Source organism: Campylobacter sp. W0066.2 (assembly GCF_024723515.1).
In the GTDB taxonomy this organism is placed as follows: domain Bacteria; phylum Campylobacterota; class Campylobacteria; order Campylobacterales; family Campylobacteraceae; genus Campylobacter_D.
In genome coordinates this window covers 21,906-40,332 of sequence record NZ_JANQCV010000008.1, presented here as the reverse complement: position 1 = coordinate 40,332, position 18,427 = coordinate 21,906, and the positions used below count along the sequence as shown (strand labels likewise).

Genomic DNA, 18,427 nt, shown 5'->3' with positions numbered 1-18,427 from the left:
TATAAAAAATTTTATAGAATTTCTCTTAATTTATTTGCACTTTTAATCCAAGTTTCAAGCTCATTAATATCACATTTTTCTATCATTTTTTTACACTCTTGTAATTCTCTTTGAAATAAATCAATAGAATTTAATAAATTTTGTTTATTTTGCTCAAAAATACCACTCCACATTTGAGGGTTTGATTTAGCAATCCTGCACATATCTTTAAAAGAAGGACCTCCTAGATGGGCTATATTTTTTTTGTTTTCTTCTTTCATCACAAAATTTGCCAAAGAAAAGCTAATCACATGCGGTAAGTGTGAAATGATAGAAGCATGATGATCATGCGCGATACTATCCATAAATACAAGCTTCATTCCTAAATCTGAAAAAATTTCTATAGCTCTTTTTTGATGAATATGATCAGCATTTTGCACATCGCACAAAACACAAACTGCATTTTTATATAAATCTTTTATAGCTGCATTTGGACCACTATTTTCAGTTCCTGCCATAGGATGAGCTGCGATAAACTGACTTTTCAAATAAGAAGGTAAATTTTTAATAATTTCTTCTTTTGTACTTCCAAGCTCAATGATAGTACAATCTTTAGAAATGTCTTGAAATTCTTTTAAGATTTTTACAATAGCTCTTACAGGAATAGCTAAAAAAATCACATCACATTTTTTCAACTCTTCAAATGAAACAATTTTATCTATTAACTTTCTATCTAGCGCAATCTGCTCAAATTCTTTGTTTATATCATACCCACAAACTAAATCTATTAATTTATTCTCTCTTAAGCTAAGGCCTAAAGATCCGCCTATTAGGCCAAGTCCGACTATACCTACTTTCATAAATTTTCCTTAAAAAGCATTAGTTAAAAATATTTTGGTATTATAACGATTTTGTATATAAAAATTTAGGTAAAATGATGAAAAAATGGTTTGTTTTCTTTGCACTCTCAAGTTCTTTATGTGCAGCTACGATTAAAGATATCAAATTTGAAGGCTTATCGCAACTTTCTAAAGAAAGTGCTATTGCGATTTCTAAATTAAAAATAGGACAAAAAATTGATCCTGCTAGTATAGATACAGCGATTAAAAATCTTTTTGATAGAAATTATTTTAAAGATATAGTAGTAGAAGAAAAAAATGGGGTGCTAATTTTTAAAGTAATAGAAAAACCTTCCATTGGAAAAATAGATATTCAAGGTATAGCAAGTAATGATAGAAAACAAATAGAAAGCCTTGTTGGCTTAAAACCTGGAATTTTATATGATGAAAATTCAGCCAAAGAAGCTGCTGAAAAAATTAAACTTTTTTATCAAGCCAAAGGTTTTTATGATACTGTTGTAGAAATCAAAGATGAAAAATTAAGTAATTCAAGCTCATTAAAGCTTACTTTTGTTGTAAATCGTGGGGAAAATATCATCATAGAAAAAGTGCATTTGAGTGGTGCAAAAAATTTAAGTTATTCAGATATTGAACCTGCAATAGCAAATAAACAAAGAGAAGCTTTGGGTTGGATGTGGGGCTTTAATGATGGTAAGCTTAAAATCTTTGATTTGGCAAATGATAGCTCAAGAATTTCAGATGTATATTTAAAAGAAGGTTATCTTGATGTGAGTGTATCTCCTGCTTTTTTAAATACTTACACAGATACTTATCAAGCTGATTTGACTTATTTTATCAACGAGGGTGAGGTTTATAAAGTTAAAGGGATTAAAATTTTTAATCCAATTTTTAGCGATGAAGAAAATGAAGCTTTAGCAAATGATTTAAAATTAAGTGTTGGAAAAATAGTTAATATAGAAAAACTAAGAGAAGATATAAAAACCATAGAAACTAAAACAGCAGATTTAGGCTATGCTTTTGTACAAGTTATACCTGATATACAAAAAGATAAAGACAATCATGAAGCTATGATTATTTTTAAAGTCATACCAAATGAAAAAGTATATATAAGAGATGTCATCATCTCAGGTAACACCAAAACAGTTGATAGAGTTATTCGTAGAGAACTTTATCTAACCGAAGGTAATCTTTATAATAGAACTGATTTAATGGACTCAAGAAATGCCTTAAGAAGAACTGCATATTTTGAAAATGTAGATATTAAAGAACAAAGAGTAGATGATACGCATATTGATTTGATAGTAGAAGTCAAAGAAGCTTCAACTGGGGCTATCTCAGGTGGTATTGGTTATGGGACTAGTGATGGAATTTTACTTAGTGCTTCATTATCTGATGCAAATATCTTAGGTTCTGGTATGAAAGGAAGTGTAAGTATAGATAAAGGCGATGATACACTTTCAGGTAGAGTATCTTTAAGAAATCCTAGAGTAAATGATAGTGATTATTCTCTTGGAGGATCATTATATTCAGATCGTTTAGAATGGGATAGCTATAATGAGAGAAATTATGGTTTTGATATAAGTGTTGGTAAAACCTTAGGAAGATATACAAGCATAGATTTAACTTATAATCTTGAACAAAGTGATATTTACCACTTAAGCGATCGCTTAATCGCTCAAGGATATAAACTTGGAAAAACTTATAAAAGCTCCATTACTCCTTCAATAGTATTTAACAATACAGATGATTATTATCTACCAAGATCAGGTTTTATCGCTTCAACCTCACTTGAATATGCAGGCTTAGGTGGAGATCAAGAATTTATAAGCTCTACTACTAAATTTAATTATTATCAAGGCTTAGAAGAATTTATAGGCTGGGATTTAATTTATCGTTATAAAGCAAGTTTTTATAAGGTATGGGATCAAGGTTATTTACCTATCAATGAAAAATTATATCTTGGTGGTATAGGAACTATTAGAGGTTTTGATAGAAGAAGTGTAAGCCCTAAAAATGCGTGGGGCGATGAAACAGGTGGTACAGTGGCTTTTGCTAACTCTGTTGAGCTTAGCTTTCCAATCTTTGATAGAATCAAACTAAGAGGAAGTGTATTTTTTGATTATGGTGCTATAGGTGAGAGTTCTTTAAGTCAAATTCAAAGATGGAGTACAGGTGTTGGTTTTGAGTGGCTAACTCCACTAGGTGCTTTAAATTTAGTTTTTGCTAAACCATTTAACACTAACTCAAAAGATGATTTGAGCAAATTTGAGTTTATGTTGGGTGCAAGATTTTAAAAATACTAAAATCTTGCTATAATTTTGAAATTTTATTTTAGGTAGAGATAATGAATTTTTTAGATATTTTTTCTAGTATAAGACGCAAGCAAGCCGCTCCAAGTGAAGCTCCAAATCACTGGGTAAAATGTAATTCTTGTCATGCGTTAATGTATTATAAAGAAATAGAAACTTGTTATAATGTTTGTCCTAAATGTAATTTTCATATGAGATTAAACCCTTTAAAGCGCATTGAGTTACTTAGCGATGAGGGTACATTTGTAGAAATGGATAAAGACTTATATGCAATCGATCCGCTTAAATTTGTAGATAGCAAATCGTATAAAAAAAGATTAGCAGAAAATGAAGAAAAAACAGGAAGAAAAAGCGCCATAATAAGTGGCGAATGCAATATAGATGGCATTAAAACTCAATTAGTTGTTTTTGATTTTTCTTTCATGGGTGGAAGTTTAGGCTCAGTAGAAGGTGAAAAAATTCTTAGAGCTATTGAAAGAGCGATTGAGAAAAAAACCCCTGTTGTTATAGTGAGCGCAAGTGGTGGAGCTAGAATGCAAGAAAGTACTTATTCTTTAATGCAAATGAGCAAAACAAGCGCAGCATTAAAATTATTAGCAGAAGAAAAACTTCCTTATATTTCAGTATTAACTGATCCGACCATGGGTGGAGTAAGTGCATCGTTTGCTTGGCTTGGAGATATCATCTTAGCTGAACCTGGTGCTTTAGTAGGTTTTGCAGGAGCTAGAGTAATCAAACAAACCATAGGGGCTGATTTACCAGAAGGCTTTCAAAAGGCTGAATTTTTACTTGAACATGGATTAATTGATGCGATTGTAGAAAGAAGTGATCATAAAAAATTTATAGCAGACTTTTTAAGATTTTTTTCTAAAAACTAAAAAATGCAAATCAATCTTTTAAGCATTCAAAAAAACAATAACGATGAATTTAGCAAAATAGATGAGCATTATATCAAACTCATCAAAAAATTTTGCAGTTTTAATGATACTTGTATTTTTAATAATAAAATCAATCAAGCACAAAACACTAATACCATAGAAGCAAAAAAATCTTATACAAATGCACTAATTCCTTATAAAAAAGGTTTTTGTATAGCCTTAGATGAAAAAGGTAAAGAACTTACAAGTGTAGAATTTGCAAGATTATTACAAGATAAAAATGAAATTTCTTTTTTTATAGGCGGTGCTTATGGATTTGAGCAAGAATTTATTGCACAAATGCACACAAGCATAGCTCTTAGTAAAATGACTTTAGTGCATAAATTTGCCAAAACTATGCTTTTAGAGCAAATTTATCGTGCATTTTGTATTAATACAAATCACCCATATCACAAATAGGAGCGTTTATGCAAGAATTAAATCTTGAAGAATTTAAAAATATATTACTTCAAAGACAAAAAGAAATTTTACAAGAGCTTCAGGGCAATATAAACAATATCCATAATCTACAAGATAGTGAACCTAGAGATGAAGTTGATTTGCAACAAATTGACAATAGCTCTCATATCGACTTTAAAATCAATGAAAATTTAAAAGCCGAGCTAGAAGAAATTAAACATTCATTAAGCAAAATAGATAACAATACTTATGGTATTTGTGAGTATTGCGAAGATGATATTCATCCTGAAAGACTTAAGGTTAAACCTCATGCAAAATATTGCATAAATTGCCGTGAAACCCTAGAAAAAAGGAAAGAGCTATGAAAATAAGATTGTTTTTCTTTGCAAGTTTAGTTTATCTTTTAATTGTTGCAGCCTTAGTTTATAATCTAAACTTAGGAAATTACACTTTTACAATTTCTACTTTTGAATTAAATTTGCCTATTAGCTTATGGGTTATATTGCCTGCTTTGTTTTTAATGATACTAGCATTAGCACATATGAGTTTTTATGGCTTTTTAAAACATTTACAATATAAAAATCTAATTAAAGATAGTAAAAATTATGAAAATTTTATTATTGATGTTTTTTTAAAAAAAATAAGCAAGGTTAAATTTAAAACTCAAGAATTTCAAAACATAGCAAAAAACACTCAAGCTCTTTGTTTTAAAGAAAAAATTCAAAATCCTAAAATAGATGAAATTATTGATATTTTTGAACACTTAGAAAAAAAAGAATTTGTAGAATTAAAAAAATACAAGCTAGATCTAAATAATGAAATTTTTATTTTAAATAAAAAAAATCACTTTCAAAATGATAACAATTATGCTTTTTCTTTTATCAAAAACAAAGATACCTTAGCAGGCGAGCTAGAAATTTTTGCTTATAAAATGGTGCTAGAAAATGCGTCCTATAATCAAATTAAAACACTAAAAATACAAAAAAGTCAAGATGATATTTTATTACTTTTAAATAGATTTGAAAAAGAAAACTTAGAATTAAATCATGCTGAAATCGAAGTTTTACTTAGTATGAATACCTTAGATGATAAGTCATATTTACGCTGTGCTAAAATACTTTGTAAAAAAATAGAACCTCAAGTATTAATTACTTTATTTAAAAAGTTAAAAGATAATCATTCTCAGGCTTTAAGAGCTTATCTTTATACTTTAGCAGAGTTTGGTATGTATGATGAATTACTTAGTGAATTAGGAAATGATCAAAATGAGCATAAAGACTTTAGACTCTTGCTCTTTTTAAGAGAACATAATAAAAAAATAGAACTTGAAAAATTAATACAATGATAGATTTTAGCAAAAAACCTTTATTTTTAGCCCCTATGGCAGGTTTCTCAGACTTACCTTTGAGAAATTTAGTTAAACAATTTGGAGCTGATGTAACCATTAGTGAAATGATAAGTTCTAATGCCTTAGTATATGAGAGCTCAAAAACTCTTAAAATGCTAGAAAAAGCTGAGCTTGAAAATCCTTACATAGTTCAAATTGCAGGCTCAGATGAAAGCGTAATTCAAAAAGCGGTAGAAATATTAAATCGTTTTGATTTTATAGATGGGATTGATTTTAATTGCGGTTGTCCTGTAAATAAAGTTATAAAACAATGTGCAGGTAGTGCTCTTTTGCAAGATCTTAATAAATTGCAAAGAATTTTAGAACTTATCAAAAAAACAAGCAATAAAAAAATAACTAGTGTCAAAGTAAGATTAGGATTTGATAAAAAAGATCCTATTACCATCGCTAAAGCGTGTGAAAATGCTGGAGTAGATTTTATCAGTATACATGGTCGCACTAGAAAACAAATGTATAGTGGAAATGCTGATTATGAAGCCATAGCTTTAGCCAAAGAAAATATCAAAATTCCTTTAGTAGCAAATGGTGATATTAGCGCAGAAAATGCTAAAGAAGTATTTGAAATTACAAATTGTGATGCTTTGATGATAGGGCGTGCAAGCATAGGAAAACCTTGGATATTTCATGAGATAAAAACTGGTAAAAAAATAGAAAAAGCTATGAAAAATAAAATCATTTTCGCGCATTTTGAAGAAATGTTAAAGCATTATAAAGAACAAGGTATAAGCATATTTAGAAAACATTTGCATGAATATTCTAAAGGTTATGAAGATGCTTCAAATTTTAGAGATTGTGTTAATCGTATTAATGATGCAGATATTATGCGAAAATATATTCAAGAATTTTTCAATAAGGAATGATTTTTGCTTGTAAATTACCAAGCAATATGAATGAAGAGATACCATAAAACAAGGAAGGTTCATGGCAGCTCATATCAATTCAAAAGGGATTTACAAAGCATTAGGTGGCATTAGAACAAGTGCAAACAATCTAGCAGCACATGCTTCAAAGTTTAACAATCAAAGTTTAAATTTCGAGCAAGTTTTACAACAAACACAACCAAAATGTATAAGCACTTGCCTACAAAGTTCTCAAAAACAGCTTGAAAATTTACTTGAAGATATTAAAAATAGCAAGGAAGCTATTATAAAAAATACACATATTGATAGTGTAAATATCATCGCAAAATTAAGACAAGAGGCTATTATGATGTATGATATTACTCTTAAAAACCCTCTTTAATGATTTTATATAAATTATCAATATATTCATCGCTAAAATGCGATGAATTAAAATTTTCATAAAACTTCACAAGATCTTTAGTTTTAAACTCATAGCCAAAAGCACATTTTTTATGAGCGGGCAAAAAAGCTCTTACTAGTACAATGTTTTTTTGTATATGTTCATCACAATAAAAACACATAAAACTTTTATGCAAACGCCCTTCAAAATCTAAAATTTTTAAATAAGCATCCACTATAACACGTTTGCAATCTTGCTTTTCAAAACGCTTAGCACAGTCTTCTAAAAGTTCAAAGTAAAAACTATCAATTTCTTCAACATCTTTTAAATGCAAATAAAAAAGTCTAACAAATTCCTGCCAAAAAAACATTCTCTCTCTATCTAAAATCCAAGAAAAACCAATATGCAAAACATCTTTTAAGCGCGGTAAAAACCTCGAACTTTCTTCAAGCTCAAAATCAATCTTATATCCACTTAAAATATTAGAATGTCTCATTCCGTAAAATCTATAACTTTTAATAATTCTTTTAGCACTTAAAAGATAAACGATTAAATCCTCATCTTTTACACTCTGAGTGTGTAAGATAAAACCTTGCATTTTATAAAAGTTCTACGCCATAAGCTTGCAAAATTTCATAAGCACTATTTTCCAAAGACTTACTAAAGCTTGCTGTTGCATTTTTATGCAATATGATTTTTGAGTTGATACTAGCGCTTTGAGCTAAAATAATATTACTAAATACACAAATATGCGAAACCAAACCACAAAATTCTATACTTTCATAATGATTTTGTTTTAAAAAATTAGCCAATTCTAAACTGCCAAAAGCATTCTTATAAAAGATTTTTTTTGCATTTTTTAAATACATATCAAAATCACTTGGCATTTGCCAACCAAAAGTATCTTTAATACAATGATAAATAGGTAAATTTTTTCCTTCTTGAGTTTTTAAATAATTCTCATCATGCGTATCAAAAGTAAAAACAATATCACCTTGATGATTTTTTAAAAGAGTAAGAATATTATCTTTTATCTTGGTAGCTTTTTCAAAACCTAAGCTACCATCGATAAAATCATTTTGATAATCAACAACAACTAAAAGTTTAGTCATTATCCTTGACCATGAAAAAACTATCCGTGTGGATATTTTCAAATGCAGTTTTTAAGCTTGTAAATAATTTTGGATTTTCTTTTTCTAAATTTGCTAAAAGTTGCTTTGCTTCTTCTCTAGCATGAGGAAATTTTACATTTTTTTCACTTAATTTCATGCCAGGACAAAATTCATTACCAATAACTTCTAATTCATTGTTAATAGCATTTTCTCTTAGTTGTCTTTCTCTTACAAAAATCAAAGGGCGAATAACCTCTACACCTCTTTTGCTTTTATATTTTGGAGCTAGACTTCTAAGAGCGCCATTGTAAATAAAATTCATAAAAAAACTTTCCACTGCATCATCTAAATGATGGGCTATAGCTAATTTATTAAAACCATTTTCTAAGGCGTAAGTGTATAAAGCTCCGCGTCTCATTCTTGAAAAATAGCTACAAAAGCTTGAATTTTTTCTAATAGTATCGCCTGAAATTTCATAAATATTAGAATCGATAACCTCATGGTCAATACCATGTTCTTTGCAATGATTATGAAGTTTGGTATAATCTTCACCCATACCATAGCTTAAAGTTACTGCTTTAAGTTCAAACTTAAAAGGTGCATGTGCTTGCATACGCTTTAAAAGATGTGCCAAAGCTAGAGAGTCTTTCCCACCACTAAGTCCTAATAAAACCTTATCATTATCTCCTATTAAGGAAAATTTAGCATTAGCTTTAGCTACTTCTCTGATTAATTTTTTGCTTAGATTTATCATAATTTCTCGCAAATTTTTAAGACAAAATTAGCCGAAATTTTAGCAGATTTTTCTACAAACTCATCAAAGTCAAATTCAGCCTTTTCACCTGCTTTATCACTCATTGATCTTAAAATCAAACATGGAATTTTTAAAGCATCACACACCAAAGCTACACTAGCTCCTTCCATTTCACAAGCATCTGCATTGAAAATCTCTCTAATTTTTGCTTTTTTATTCTCATCACAAATAAACTCATCACCCGTAGCGATAATACCTGATTGTAATTTAACACCAAGCTCTTTAGCAATCTCTATAGCAAGATTATTTAGCTTATCATCTGTTTTTATAAAAATTTCATTGCCTGGAACATAACCAAGTGGATGACCAAAAGCTGTAATATCTAAATCATATTGAGCTAACTTTGTAGCATAGATTAAATCCCCTATTTCTAAACTAGGATTAAAAGCACCAGCTACACCTGTAAAGAGTAAAAGCTCGGCTTTAAATTTTTCTATCATAATAGCCGCACTAAGAGTGGAATTTACTTTCCCTATCTTAGAATAAGCGATTATTAATTCATGATTTTTGTATTTTGCAAGATAATAAGTATTATTTGCATATTCTATTGTTTGATATTCTTTTAATGTTTCTAGTAAAGGAGTAACCTCTTCAGGCATAGCTCCCAAAATAGCTATTTTCATTTAATTACCTTTAAAATTTCATCAATATCTTCTATTTTACTTAAGGCATAAGTTTCTTTTTGAGTGATTTTTTTATTTAAGCCCTTTAACACGCTCGCACCAAATTCTATATAAAAATCTATTTCTTCATCTATTGCCTTAATACTTTGTTTATAAAGAACAGGCTTGATAAGTTGCTCACTTAAAAGCGTTAGGGCTTGATTTTTATCATTATACACTTTTGCATTAACATTTGACACTACGCTTTTAAAGCTCTCTTTTAAAATAGATTCTAATTCTTTTGTAAGTTTTAAAGATGCATTTTTTAATAATGGACAATGACTTGCAACGCTCATATTTAAAAGCATAACTCTTTTAGCTCCTGCATTTTTAAACTCACTCTCATAAGAAGCTAAATCAGGCTTTAAACCTGCTACTACAATTTGTCCATCACAATTATAATTAGCCGCAAAAATGTTTTTTTTCTCACTCAATGCTTTTTGACAAAGTTCTTCTACCACTTTATCTTCAAGCTCTAAAATCACCATCATACCAGCTTCTATTTTAGAGCAATCTTCTTGCATGAATTGACCGCGTTTATTAACAAGTGCTATAACATCTAAAAAGCTAAATGCATCTTGGGTTGCCAAAGCACTAAATTCTCCTAGCGAATGACCTAGGCTATACTTAGCTTCTATATCAACTTGCTCTTTCAAAGCTTCATAAGCCATTAGTGAGTTTAATACTATGGCCATTTGTGTAAATTCGCTTTTATTTAAATTTTCATTTTCTTTAAAAAGCAAATTTTTAAAATCAATTTTACAAAAATCACTAGCATTATCTAACAATTCTTTTGCTTTTTTAGAGTTATCATAAAAACTCAAACCCATGCCAACACTCTGAGAGCCTTGACCTGGGAAAATAAATGCACTATTCATTAATGACCACCGCAGCAACCACCGCCACCATGCCCATGGCCTCCACAACATCCGCCACCGCCATGTCCATGATGATGATGTCCTCCATCACCACATCCACAACTTCTACTACCTGCAATAATTCCTGTTAAAATTTCATCTTCACTTGCAGCTCTAACATCTACGATATTGATTGAAAACAACAAGTCTTTTCCTGCATAAGCATGATTGTAATCAATAGTAACTTCATTTTCAGTAATTTCTCTAACAATTACTCTTACTGTATTGCCATCTTCACCTTCGCCAAAAAGCTCCATACCAACTTGTAAATCAATCCCCGCAAACTGCTCTTTTGGTAAAGTTTGCAAAGCATTTACATCATATTCACCCAAAGCATTTTCTTTTTTTATCACAATATCAGCATTACATGGGGCATTAAGCTTTTGAATTTCTTCTTCTAATCCTTCTAAAATTTGACCTTTGCCCAAAATAAAAGAAATAGGTTCAGCATAAATATTTGATTCTAAAACTTCATTAGTATTTGCATCTTTTAACTCATAAAACATTGAAACTACACTATTTTTTTCTATAGCCATTTTATCTCCTTTGTTATTTTCTATCTGGTGAAACTTTTGCTTCAGGACTATCAGGATAAGCTGTCTTTAAAGCTTTATAAAATTTATTAGCACTTTTTGGATCTCCAACCTTATCCAAACTAATAGCTGTATGATAAAGCAATTTTGGTATATAATCACCCTTAGTGCTTATAGCAAAACTTTTCTTATAAAATCCCAAAGCACCTGCGTAATCTTGCTGTTTATATCTTATCTCTCCAAGCCAAAAAGTAGATCTAGCAGGTTTATAGTGAATACTTATTAGATGCTCAAATTTTTCTTTTGCATCTTCAAATTGATTTTTATTAGTTTCATCAATTGCTTTTTTCAAAATTTCACTAGATTGTAATTTTTTCCAACTATCATCTTTTACTTCAATCACTTCTTCTTGAGTTTCATTTTCATCTTGAATGATTTCTTCGGTTTTATTATCATCACTTACAATAGGAACGACAGGGGTTACTTTTGTCTGATTTTGCACTCTAGCTATTTCAGATTGAAAAAAAGTTATAGTTTTATTCATATCTTCTTTTGAGATATAATCATCATTAATTTTATTAATCAAAGTTGTAATTTCGCTTAAAACTTTTTGAATCTCTTGATGATTTTTTTCTTGAATTTGTCTATTCTCTTCAACATAAGCTCTTAAATTTTGAATTTCTTGAGTAATATTTGCATCAAAATTTTGATAGTTTTCTTCCAATGAAAGCAATTTTGTATTAGCCTTTGAATACTGAGCATTTAAGCCCTCAGTTACACTTTGTAAGCCTTCTATATTTTCTACTGCTGTATTTATTTTACTTGTTAAATTTATATAATATTCATTTAAAATTTTTAAGCGCTCTTGATTTTCATATTGTAATTTTTCATCTTGAGTTAAGCCATAAGGTGTTTTTGTATCTACTTTTCCTGCATCAAATGCTGAAATTTCAGCATGTAAAAAAGTAGCTCCTAAAAGAGCTACTGATAATAATTTTAATTTCATTTATTTAAAACTTATTTTGATAATTTAAATTCTGCACGACGATTTTGAGCATCGCAAGCTTTTGTTCTTTCATTACATACAGGATTAGTTTCCCCATAACTTTTAACACTAATTCTATCTGCACTAACACCTTGAGCAACTAAAGATTCTTTTACTGCTTTAGCTCGTTTTAAGCCTAAAGCCTGATTATATTCATCAGTTCCCCATTCATCACAATTTCCTTCAACTACGATTGCAGCATTAGCAGCTTCTTTGTTAAAAATCTCAGCATTATCCACAATAACTTTTTGCATATCTGATCTAACATTAAATTTATCAAAATCAAAATATACATTTGCTACAGAATTTAAAGATTCAAGATTTTCAAATCTATCAGATCCACCGCTACCTTTTGAGCCATCTACACTACTTGAACTACTAACACTAGTGTTTTTAGTAGCACAACCACTTACAATAACAGCAAATGCAGCAATTGAAGCAAAAATGATTTTTTTCATTGATTTCCCCTTTTGTTTATTTAAAAATCATAATTTAATTATAACAAAAAAAATATGATTTTAGTATTTTACCAATCAATTGATTGAATTTTACCGACTTTTAAGCCATAATGAAAAGCTTTATTTGCATTAATTCGAATAACACCTAAAGCACTTTGAGAGCCTAAGTACTTAATAAACACAATACTTTCTCCATCGCTTGAAAATCTTGGAAAAAGATTTTTACCATTTGCGGTGAGTTGTCTTATGTAATCACTTTGGGTTGACATCAAATAAAGATTAAAAACTCCGCTTTGATTTACTTCTCTACTAGAATAAACCATATAGTGTTTATAGGTAGAAACCGAAGAATTATTTTTACCATGAAAAACAACTTGTTCTGTTAAATTTGAATCTAAATTTTGCATAAAAATATTTGGATAGCCTAAGCGATCAGACACAAATACAATTTTTTTATCACCATCAACAAAATTGCCATTTACATCAATACCCATATAGTTTGTAATTTGTGTCAGATTTTTTGAATCTACATCATACAAGTATACATCAGGTTGGTCTTTTGGAGCCATGGTAAGTAAAATTTTTTTGCCATCATCACTCACATCAGAAGCAACCATCATACCTTTGCTAGCAATAATTTTTGTTATATTTTTATTTTTCATATTATATTTATAAAGAGTTGGAATCTCATCTTCATAGGCAGTAAAATAAAATGCATTTTGTTCTTTATTTGCCCATTTAGGAAACAAATTTAAACCTTTTGAAATCAATACTTTTTGGTAAGTTAAAGTATAATCTGCTAATAAAATATCACTTTGCTTACTACCTTGTGTTCTAGCTATTAAAATTTTATGATCCATCCAATCAACCGGAGCAAAACCTAACTTTTTATTCATTTGAGCAATACTTCTATGTGCTAAAAATGGATACTCTTCGATAGAAAGAATTTGTTCGTAAAATCTTGTTTTAGTTTCGTTTGCGGCTAAAATTTCAACATCAATATCTAAAAGTTTGCCGTTTTTATTTAATATATAAGAAAAAATATAATCACCTTGTTTTTCATCTTGAGTTATCTCAAAATTTGAACTCACTTTTATATCATTAACAAGCATGTTATAAAAACTTTTTTTAAGATCTAAATCATTTAATTTAGACTGGTCTTTAATATAAATTTTAGGCAATTGCATACCTTTATTAACAACAGATATTGTTGCATCTTGTCCAAATAATACTGAACAAAAAAATAAAAATACTAGTATTTTTTTCATTGTTTCTCCGTTTTAAACTCAATTATATCACTAAGTTGCATTTTGATTTTTCTTATTTTACCATTTGGAGGTAAAGTTATGTATTTTCCTTCTAAATTTTGTAAAAATTCTTTTGCTTTTTTATCAAAATTATCACTATGTGCGCTAGTAGCACTTAGTAAATAAAAATAACCATTATTATCAATTACAAATTCTACCTCTATACTTAAATTACCACTAGGATTGTAAATTCTCCATCTATCTTCAAGATATTTTCTAACAGCACCTAAGAATTGATCATAAACCCCTACTTTTTGCTCCATGACAGATTGGCCTAATTCTTGATTTATTTTTAAATTTTCATTGAGTTGCTTAGAAAAATCATTGATTTTTTCTCTTTGGGCAAAAGTAGGTTTTTTTGAAGGCATAGAAGATTGCACTTTAATCGTTTTTTCTTCTTGATAGTCTTCTATTTTACCAAACAACTCATTAAAAACACTTGCTTGTTGTTCTATATTTTGCGTATTGACGCTTTTGTTTGTGGTATATTTTTGCAAAAGATTTTCTTCAAATAAGCTTTGCAAATTTTCTTTTTGCAATTCTTGTATCATATTAATTTGATTTTGATTTGCACTATCACCAAATTCTATATTAATAAAACTATTAGGATCATCAGTATATTCAATAGCTTTTGGTTTATATTCAACCAACTTAAAAAATACCAAAAAAACAACAAAAAAATAAACTAAAGTTGCATAAATAAAGGCTTTAAGATTATGTGTAGAATTTTCTTCCATTTTCTACTCAGTTTGCAAAGCAACTTTTTGGAAACCTAAATGTTTCATTGTTCTTAAAACACTCATTACATCATCATATTTTAAATTTTTATCTGCTCTGATAAAAACTGTCTCTTGAGTATTATACTGAACTTTTAAAGCATTCATATTATCCGCAAAACTTATAAAATCAAATTTATCTTTTCCTATAAAAATTTCTTTTTTTGCATTAATTGTTATAATCAAACTTTTAATATTTGGCACACTTGAAGTTTTTTGCGAACCTTGAGGAAGTTGAACTTTTTCTTCATATGTGATACTTGGTGCTGTTACCATTAAAATAGCAAGCAACACAAGCATAATATCTACCAAAGGTGTAATATTGAGTTCAGGTTTTTCTTCTAAAAACATTAACTATGCCTTTGTAGAGCTTACCAATACTTTGATCTCGCTATCTAAGATATTAATCAATTCATAGGCTTTACGTTTAATAATCAAATGAAAACTGTATGCAGGAATCGCTACTAAAATTCCACAACCTGTAGCCACTAAAGCTTCACTGATTTTAGGAGCTATAATGCTTAAAGAATTTTGCATCTCTAAGCCACCAAAAGTTTCAAGTATAGAAATAACCGTACCAAAAAGACCTATAAAAGGAGAGGTTGAAGCGATAATGCTAAGCCAAGTTAATCCTATTGTGGCTTTTTTTTCTACAGAATTTTTATAAATATTCATCTTTGTTTCATCAACTTCAACACATTTTTTTAAAATTGATGCACTTTGACTTAAATCTTTTTCGCCTCTCATTAAAGCTTCTAAAGCCTGGCTTTCATTTTGAGTCCATTTATTAATAAGCATCAACCTTGAAAATAATATACTAAAACTAAGTATAAAATACACCGAAAGCCAAGCTAATACTATATAAGTGATTAAGCTTGTATTTTCAAAAAAATGAAAAATTGCTTGAAAATCCACTATTTTTGCCTTACATTATTATCCATTTTAGCAAAAGTAGAAGCAAGTGCAATACTATCACTGCTCATAGATTTAATTAAATCTTTTGCTTCTTCTAATCTTTTTGCTATTTCACTATCACTATTTCCTCCAACCCATACAGCGCCTTTTGCTAAAACACTCACTTTAGTTTCAGAAACTTTTGCATGACCTGAATCAATAGCAACTAATTCATGAGTTGAATCTGATTTTTCTATATCTATAATTCCTGCTTTTAAAGAAGAGATTAAAGATGCATGTCCTTTTAAAACACCAAATTCACCCTCGCTTCCAGGAAGAACTACCAATCTTGCATCCCCTTGATAAATCATACCAAGGGGTGTAATGATTTCTAAAGATATTAAATCTTGCATAAATTAACCTTTTTTAGCCTTATCCACTTTACAATTATCTAAACAAACGTCTTTTCTGCTAACTTCTTTAAGTGTTTCAGCTTTTGCTATAGCTTCATCTATATTACCAACCATATAAAAAGCATTTTCTGGTAAATCATCATATTTACCTTCTAAAATACCTTTAAATCCTGCAATTGTATCTTCTAAGCTGATATATTTTCCAGGGCTACCTGTGAAAACTTCAGCAACGAAGAATGGTTGAGATAGGAATTTTTCAATTTTTCTTGCTCTTTCAACAATCAATTTATCTTCTTCGCTTAACTCATCCATACCCAAAATAGCAATAATATCTTGTAAATCTTTATATTTTTGAAGCACTGATTGTACTCCACGCGCTACTTTATAATGCTCTTCACCTATAATTTGTGGATCAAGCATTCTTGAAGTAGAATCAAGCGGATCAACAGCTGGATAAATACCTTTTTCAGCAATCGATCTATTTAAAACCGTAGTTGCATCTAAGTGTGCAAAAACTGTTGCTGGTGCAGGGTCTGTTAAGTCATCTGCTGGCACATAAACTGCTTGAACTGAAGTAATAGAGCCTTTTTTGGTTGATGTAATTCTTTCTTGGAATTTACCCATTTCACTAGCTAGGGTTGGTTGATAACCAACAGCCGAAGGAATTCTTCCTAAAAGCGCTGACATTTCTGAACCTGATTGAGAAAATCTAAAGATATTATCAATAAACATCAATACATCAAGTCCCATTTCATCTCTGAAATACTCAGCCATAGTAAGACCTGTTAAAGCAATACGATTTCTTGCCCCTGGTGGTTCATTCATTTGACCATAGCACAGTGCAACTTTATCTAATACGTTACTTTCTTTCATTTCATTATAAAGGTCATTACCCTCACGTGTTCTTTCACCAACACCTGCAAAAACTGAATATCCACTATGTTTAAATGCAACATTGTGAATTAATTCCATAATAATAACGGTTTTACCAACACCGGCACCACCAAAAAGACCAACTTTACCACCTTTAGCATAAGGAGCTAGCAAATCAACTACCTTAATACCTGTTTCAAAAATTTCGCTTTTTGTGCTTTGCTCTTCAAATGGAGGAGGATCTCTGTGAATTGACCAGTGTTTATCAAAATTGATTTCTTCGCCCTCATCAATCAAATCACCCGTTACATTAAAAATTCTTCCAAGAACTTTTTCGCCTACTGGAACGCTAATTGGATTTCCAGTTGCGACAGCTGTTAAACCTCTAACAAGACCATCTGTCATATCCATAGCGATGGTTCTTACTTTATTATCACCTAAATGTGCAGCTACTTCAAGAACTAGCTTGCATTCTTTTCCTTCTAATTCATAATTAACAATAATAGCTTCATTAATTTGTGGAAGATAGTCTTTAAATTCAACATCAACCACTGGTCCTAAAACTTGAGAAATAAAACCTTGCATCATCACTCCTAAATTTATTTCATTGACTCAACACCGCTGATGATTTCTATCAACTCGGTGGTAATAGATTCTTGTCTTGCTTTATTATAAGCTAGATTAAGCTGCTTAACTCTAGCTTTTGCATTATTGGTTGCATTATCCATGGCTTGCATTCTAGCACTATGTTCAGCTGCCAAAGAATCAACCAAAGAAAAATACATGTTATATTCAAAATAAGTTTTTAACAAATCGTTTAAAATTTCTTCATCTTCTGGTTCTAAGTCCATTAAAGATTCAGACTTTTGTTCTTCTTTACCAACAATAGCTTCTACTGGCAACAACTCATTAATACGAATTTCTTGAGAAATCATATTTTTATAACCATTGTGAATGATTACAATTTTATCTGTCACGCCATTTACAAAATCATCAACAGCTTTTTGAATAATAGCACAAGCCTTATCATAATCTGGACTTGAACTTGTATCTAAATATTTTTCCAAAATTTCTATATTTTGAAAATTAAAATATTCTATACCTGTTTTACCAATAGCTCTTAATCTTACCTTGATTTTTTTTGTTTTACAATCTTCAAGCATTTCATTTACGGCTTTAATGGTTTTAATATTAAATCCACCACACAAACCCTTATCGGCTGTGACAAAAATAATATCCATTTTTTCTATATTATCTTTTTTTCTAAAAAACGGAAGTTTGTCATCAAGCCCATCGTATTGATTGATCTTGAACGCAATTTCTGATAAAACTTCATCGATTTTTTGAGCAAAAACCTTTGATTTTTTAGCTACCTCTTCTGCTTTTCTTAATTTAGCAGTAGAGACAAGCTTCATCGCATTGGTTGTCTTTTGTGTATTGTGAACACTTTTTATTTTTCTTTTAATTTCTTTTAAATTAGACATTTAA

General features: G+C 29.7%; 23 protein-coding genes. 7 read left to right on the top strand and 16 right to left on the bottom strand.

Features of this window, described 5'->3' with window-relative positions; translation table 11 throughout:
• Positions 1 to 11: 11 nt before the first annotated feature.
• Complete coding sequence (locus CAMP18498_RS04810) at positions 12 to 839, bottom strand: prephenate dehydrogenase (protein ID WP_337197821.1); 828 nt, start codon at positions 837 to 839, stop codon at positions 12 to 14.
• A 77-nt stretch (positions 840 to 916) separates the two neighbouring features.
• On the opposite strand from CAMP18498_RS04810, the gene bamA reads away from it, so the two are divergent.
• The 7 genes from bamA to CAMP18498_RS04775 all read left to right on the top strand — a co-directional run bounded on the left by bamA (position 917) and on the right by CAMP18498_RS04775 (position 7,135).
• On the top strand, positions 917 to 3,133 hold the full coding sequence (gene bamA, locus CAMP18498_RS04805; protein ID WP_337197820.1) for an outer membrane protein assembly factor BamA: 2,217 nt from the start codon (positions 917 to 919) through the stop codon (positions 3,131 to 3,133).
• 50 nt (positions 3,134 to 3,183) lie between these two features.
• Complete coding sequence (accD, locus tag CAMP18498_RS04800; protein WP_337197819.1) at positions 3,184 to 4,026, top strand: acetyl-CoA carboxylase, carboxyltransferase subunit beta; 843 nt, start codon at positions 3,184 to 3,186, stop codon at positions 4,024 to 4,026.
• Positions 4,027 to 4,029: 3 nt separating this feature from the next.
• The gene (locus CAMP18498_RS04795; protein WP_263678041.1) at positions 4,030 to 4,485 is read left to right on the top strand and encodes a 23S rRNA (pseudouridine(1915)-N(3))-methyltransferase RlmH; all 456 of its coding nucleotides are present in this window, start codon (positions 4,030 to 4,032) and stop codon (positions 4,483 to 4,485) included.
• Between the two features lie 8 nt (positions 4,486 to 4,493).
• Complete coding sequence (gene dksA, locus CAMP18498_RS04790; protein ID WP_087699412.1) at positions 4,494 to 4,850, top strand: RNA polymerase-binding protein DksA; 357 nt, start codon at positions 4,494 to 4,496, stop codon at positions 4,848 to 4,850.
• A complete protein-coding gene (locus CAMP18498_RS04785) occupies positions 4,847 to 5,830 on the top strand; it encodes a hypothetical protein (protein WP_337197818.1) in 984 nt (327 codons plus the stop codon). The genes dksA and CAMP18498_RS04785 overlap by 4 nt, the downstream gene beginning before the upstream one ends.
• Positions 5,827 to 6,753: a tRNA dihydrouridine synthase gene (locus CAMP18498_RS04780; protein WP_337197817.1), complete on the top strand. Its 927-nt coding sequence runs from the start codon at positions 5,827 to 5,829 to the stop codon at positions 6,751 to 6,753. Before CAMP18498_RS04785 ends, CAMP18498_RS04780 begins: the two co-directional genes overlap by 4 nt.
• A 61-nt stretch (positions 6,754 to 6,814) precedes the next feature.
• A complete protein-coding gene (locus CAMP18498_RS04775) occupies positions 6,815 to 7,135 on the top strand; it encodes a hypothetical protein (RefSeq protein ID WP_337197816.1) in 321 nt (106 codons plus the stop codon).
• Here CAMP18498_RS04775 and recO read toward each other — a convergent pair.
• The 15 genes from recO to atpG form a co-directional block, all read right to left on the bottom strand.
• Positions 7,119 to 7,733 (bottom strand): recombination protein RecO, encoded by a 615-nt coding sequence (gene recO, locus CAMP18498_RS04770; protein ID WP_337197815.1) that lies wholly within the window; start codon positions 7,731 to 7,733, stop codon positions 7,119 to 7,121. The genes CAMP18498_RS04775 and recO overlap by 17 nt on opposite strands.
• 1 nt (position 7,734) lies before the next feature.
• The gene (locus tag CAMP18498_RS04765) at positions 7,735 to 8,247 is read right to left on the bottom strand and encodes a cysteine hydrolase family protein (RefSeq protein ID WP_337197814.1); all 513 of its coding nucleotides are present in this window, start codon (positions 8,245 to 8,247) and stop codon (positions 7,735 to 7,737) included.
• On the bottom strand, positions 8,240 to 9,001 hold the full coding sequence (locus CAMP18498_RS04760) for an ATP-binding protein (RefSeq protein ID WP_047207926.1): 762 nt from the start codon (positions 8,999 to 9,001) through the stop codon (positions 8,240 to 8,242). The genes CAMP18498_RS04765 and CAMP18498_RS04760 overlap by 8 nt, the downstream gene beginning before the upstream one ends.
• Positions 8,998 to 9,684, bottom strand: a complete 687-nt coding sequence (locus CAMP18498_RS04755; protein ID WP_337197813.1) for a 5'-methylthioadenosine/adenosylhomocysteine nucleosidase — start codon at positions 9,682 to 9,684, stop codon at positions 8,998 to 9,000. The genes CAMP18498_RS04760 and CAMP18498_RS04755 overlap by 4 nt, the downstream gene beginning before the upstream one ends.
• Complete coding sequence (gene fabD / locus CAMP18498_RS04750) at positions 9,681 to 10,601, bottom strand: ACP S-malonyltransferase (protein ID WP_337197812.1); 921 nt, start codon at positions 10,599 to 10,601, stop codon at positions 9,681 to 9,683. Before fabD ends, CAMP18498_RS04755 begins: the two co-directional genes overlap by 4 nt.
• On the bottom strand, positions 10,601 to 11,176 hold the full coding sequence (locus CAMP18498_RS04745; RefSeq protein ID WP_337197811.1) for an FKBP-type peptidyl-prolyl cis-trans isomerase: 576 nt from the start codon (positions 11,174 to 11,176) through the stop codon (positions 10,601 to 10,603). The genes fabD and CAMP18498_RS04745 overlap by 1 nt, the downstream gene beginning before the upstream one ends.
• Before the next feature lie 13 nt (positions 11,177 to 11,189).
• Positions 11,190 to 12,179, bottom strand: coding sequence for a tetratricopeptide repeat protein (locus CAMP18498_RS04740; protein ID WP_337197810.1), 990 nt, complete (start codon positions 12,177 to 12,179; stop codon positions 11,190 to 11,192).
• 11 nt (positions 12,180 to 12,190) lie between these two features.
• A complete protein-coding gene (locus tag CAMP18498_RS04735) occupies positions 12,191 to 12,676 on the bottom strand; it encodes an OmpA family protein (protein WP_337197809.1) in 486 nt (161 codons plus the stop codon).
• Positions 12,677 to 12,744: 68 nt separating this feature from the next.
• Entirely contained in the window at positions 12,745 to 13,944 is a 1,200-nt protein-coding gene (tolB, locus tag CAMP18498_RS04730; protein ID WP_337197808.1) for a Tol-Pal system protein TolB, read from the bottom strand.
• Positions 13,941 to 14,720, bottom strand: coding sequence for a TonB C-terminal domain-containing protein (locus CAMP18498_RS04725; RefSeq protein WP_337197807.1), 780 nt, complete (start codon positions 14,718 to 14,720; stop codon positions 13,941 to 13,943). Before CAMP18498_RS04725 ends, tolB begins: the two co-directional genes overlap by 4 nt.
• A 3-nt stretch (positions 14,721 to 14,723) precedes the next feature.
• Positions 14,724 to 15,110: an ExbD/TolR family protein gene (locus CAMP18498_RS04720; RefSeq protein ID WP_337197806.1), complete on the bottom strand. Its 387-nt coding sequence runs from the start codon at positions 15,108 to 15,110 to the stop codon at positions 14,724 to 14,726.
• A 3-nt stretch (positions 15,111 to 15,113) separates the two neighbouring features.
• The gene (locus CAMP18498_RS04715) at positions 15,114 to 15,674 is read right to left on the bottom strand and encodes a MotA/TolQ/ExbB proton channel family protein (RefSeq protein WP_263683453.1); all 561 of its coding nucleotides are present in this window, start codon (positions 15,672 to 15,674) and stop codon (positions 15,114 to 15,116) included.
• Positions 15,674 to 16,066, bottom strand: a complete 393-nt coding sequence (atpC, locus tag CAMP18498_RS04710) for an ATP synthase F1 subunit epsilon (RefSeq protein WP_012660943.1) — start codon at positions 16,064 to 16,066, stop codon at positions 15,674 to 15,676. Before atpC ends, CAMP18498_RS04715 begins: the two co-directional genes overlap by 1 nt.
• Positions 16,067 to 16,069: 3 nt before the next feature.
• On the bottom strand, positions 16,070 to 17,524 hold the full coding sequence (atpD, locus tag CAMP18498_RS04705) for a F0F1 ATP synthase subunit beta (RefSeq protein ID WP_039667925.1): 1,455 nt from the start codon (positions 17,522 to 17,524) through the stop codon (positions 16,070 to 16,072).
• 14 nt (positions 17,525 to 17,538) lie between these two features.
• The gene (gene atpG / locus CAMP18498_RS04700; protein ID WP_337197805.1) at positions 17,539 to 18,423 is read right to left on the bottom strand and encodes an ATP synthase F1 subunit gamma; all 885 of its coding nucleotides are present in this window, start codon (positions 18,421 to 18,423) and stop codon (positions 17,539 to 17,541) included.
• Between the last annotated feature and the right edge of the window lie 4 nt (positions 18,424 to 18,427).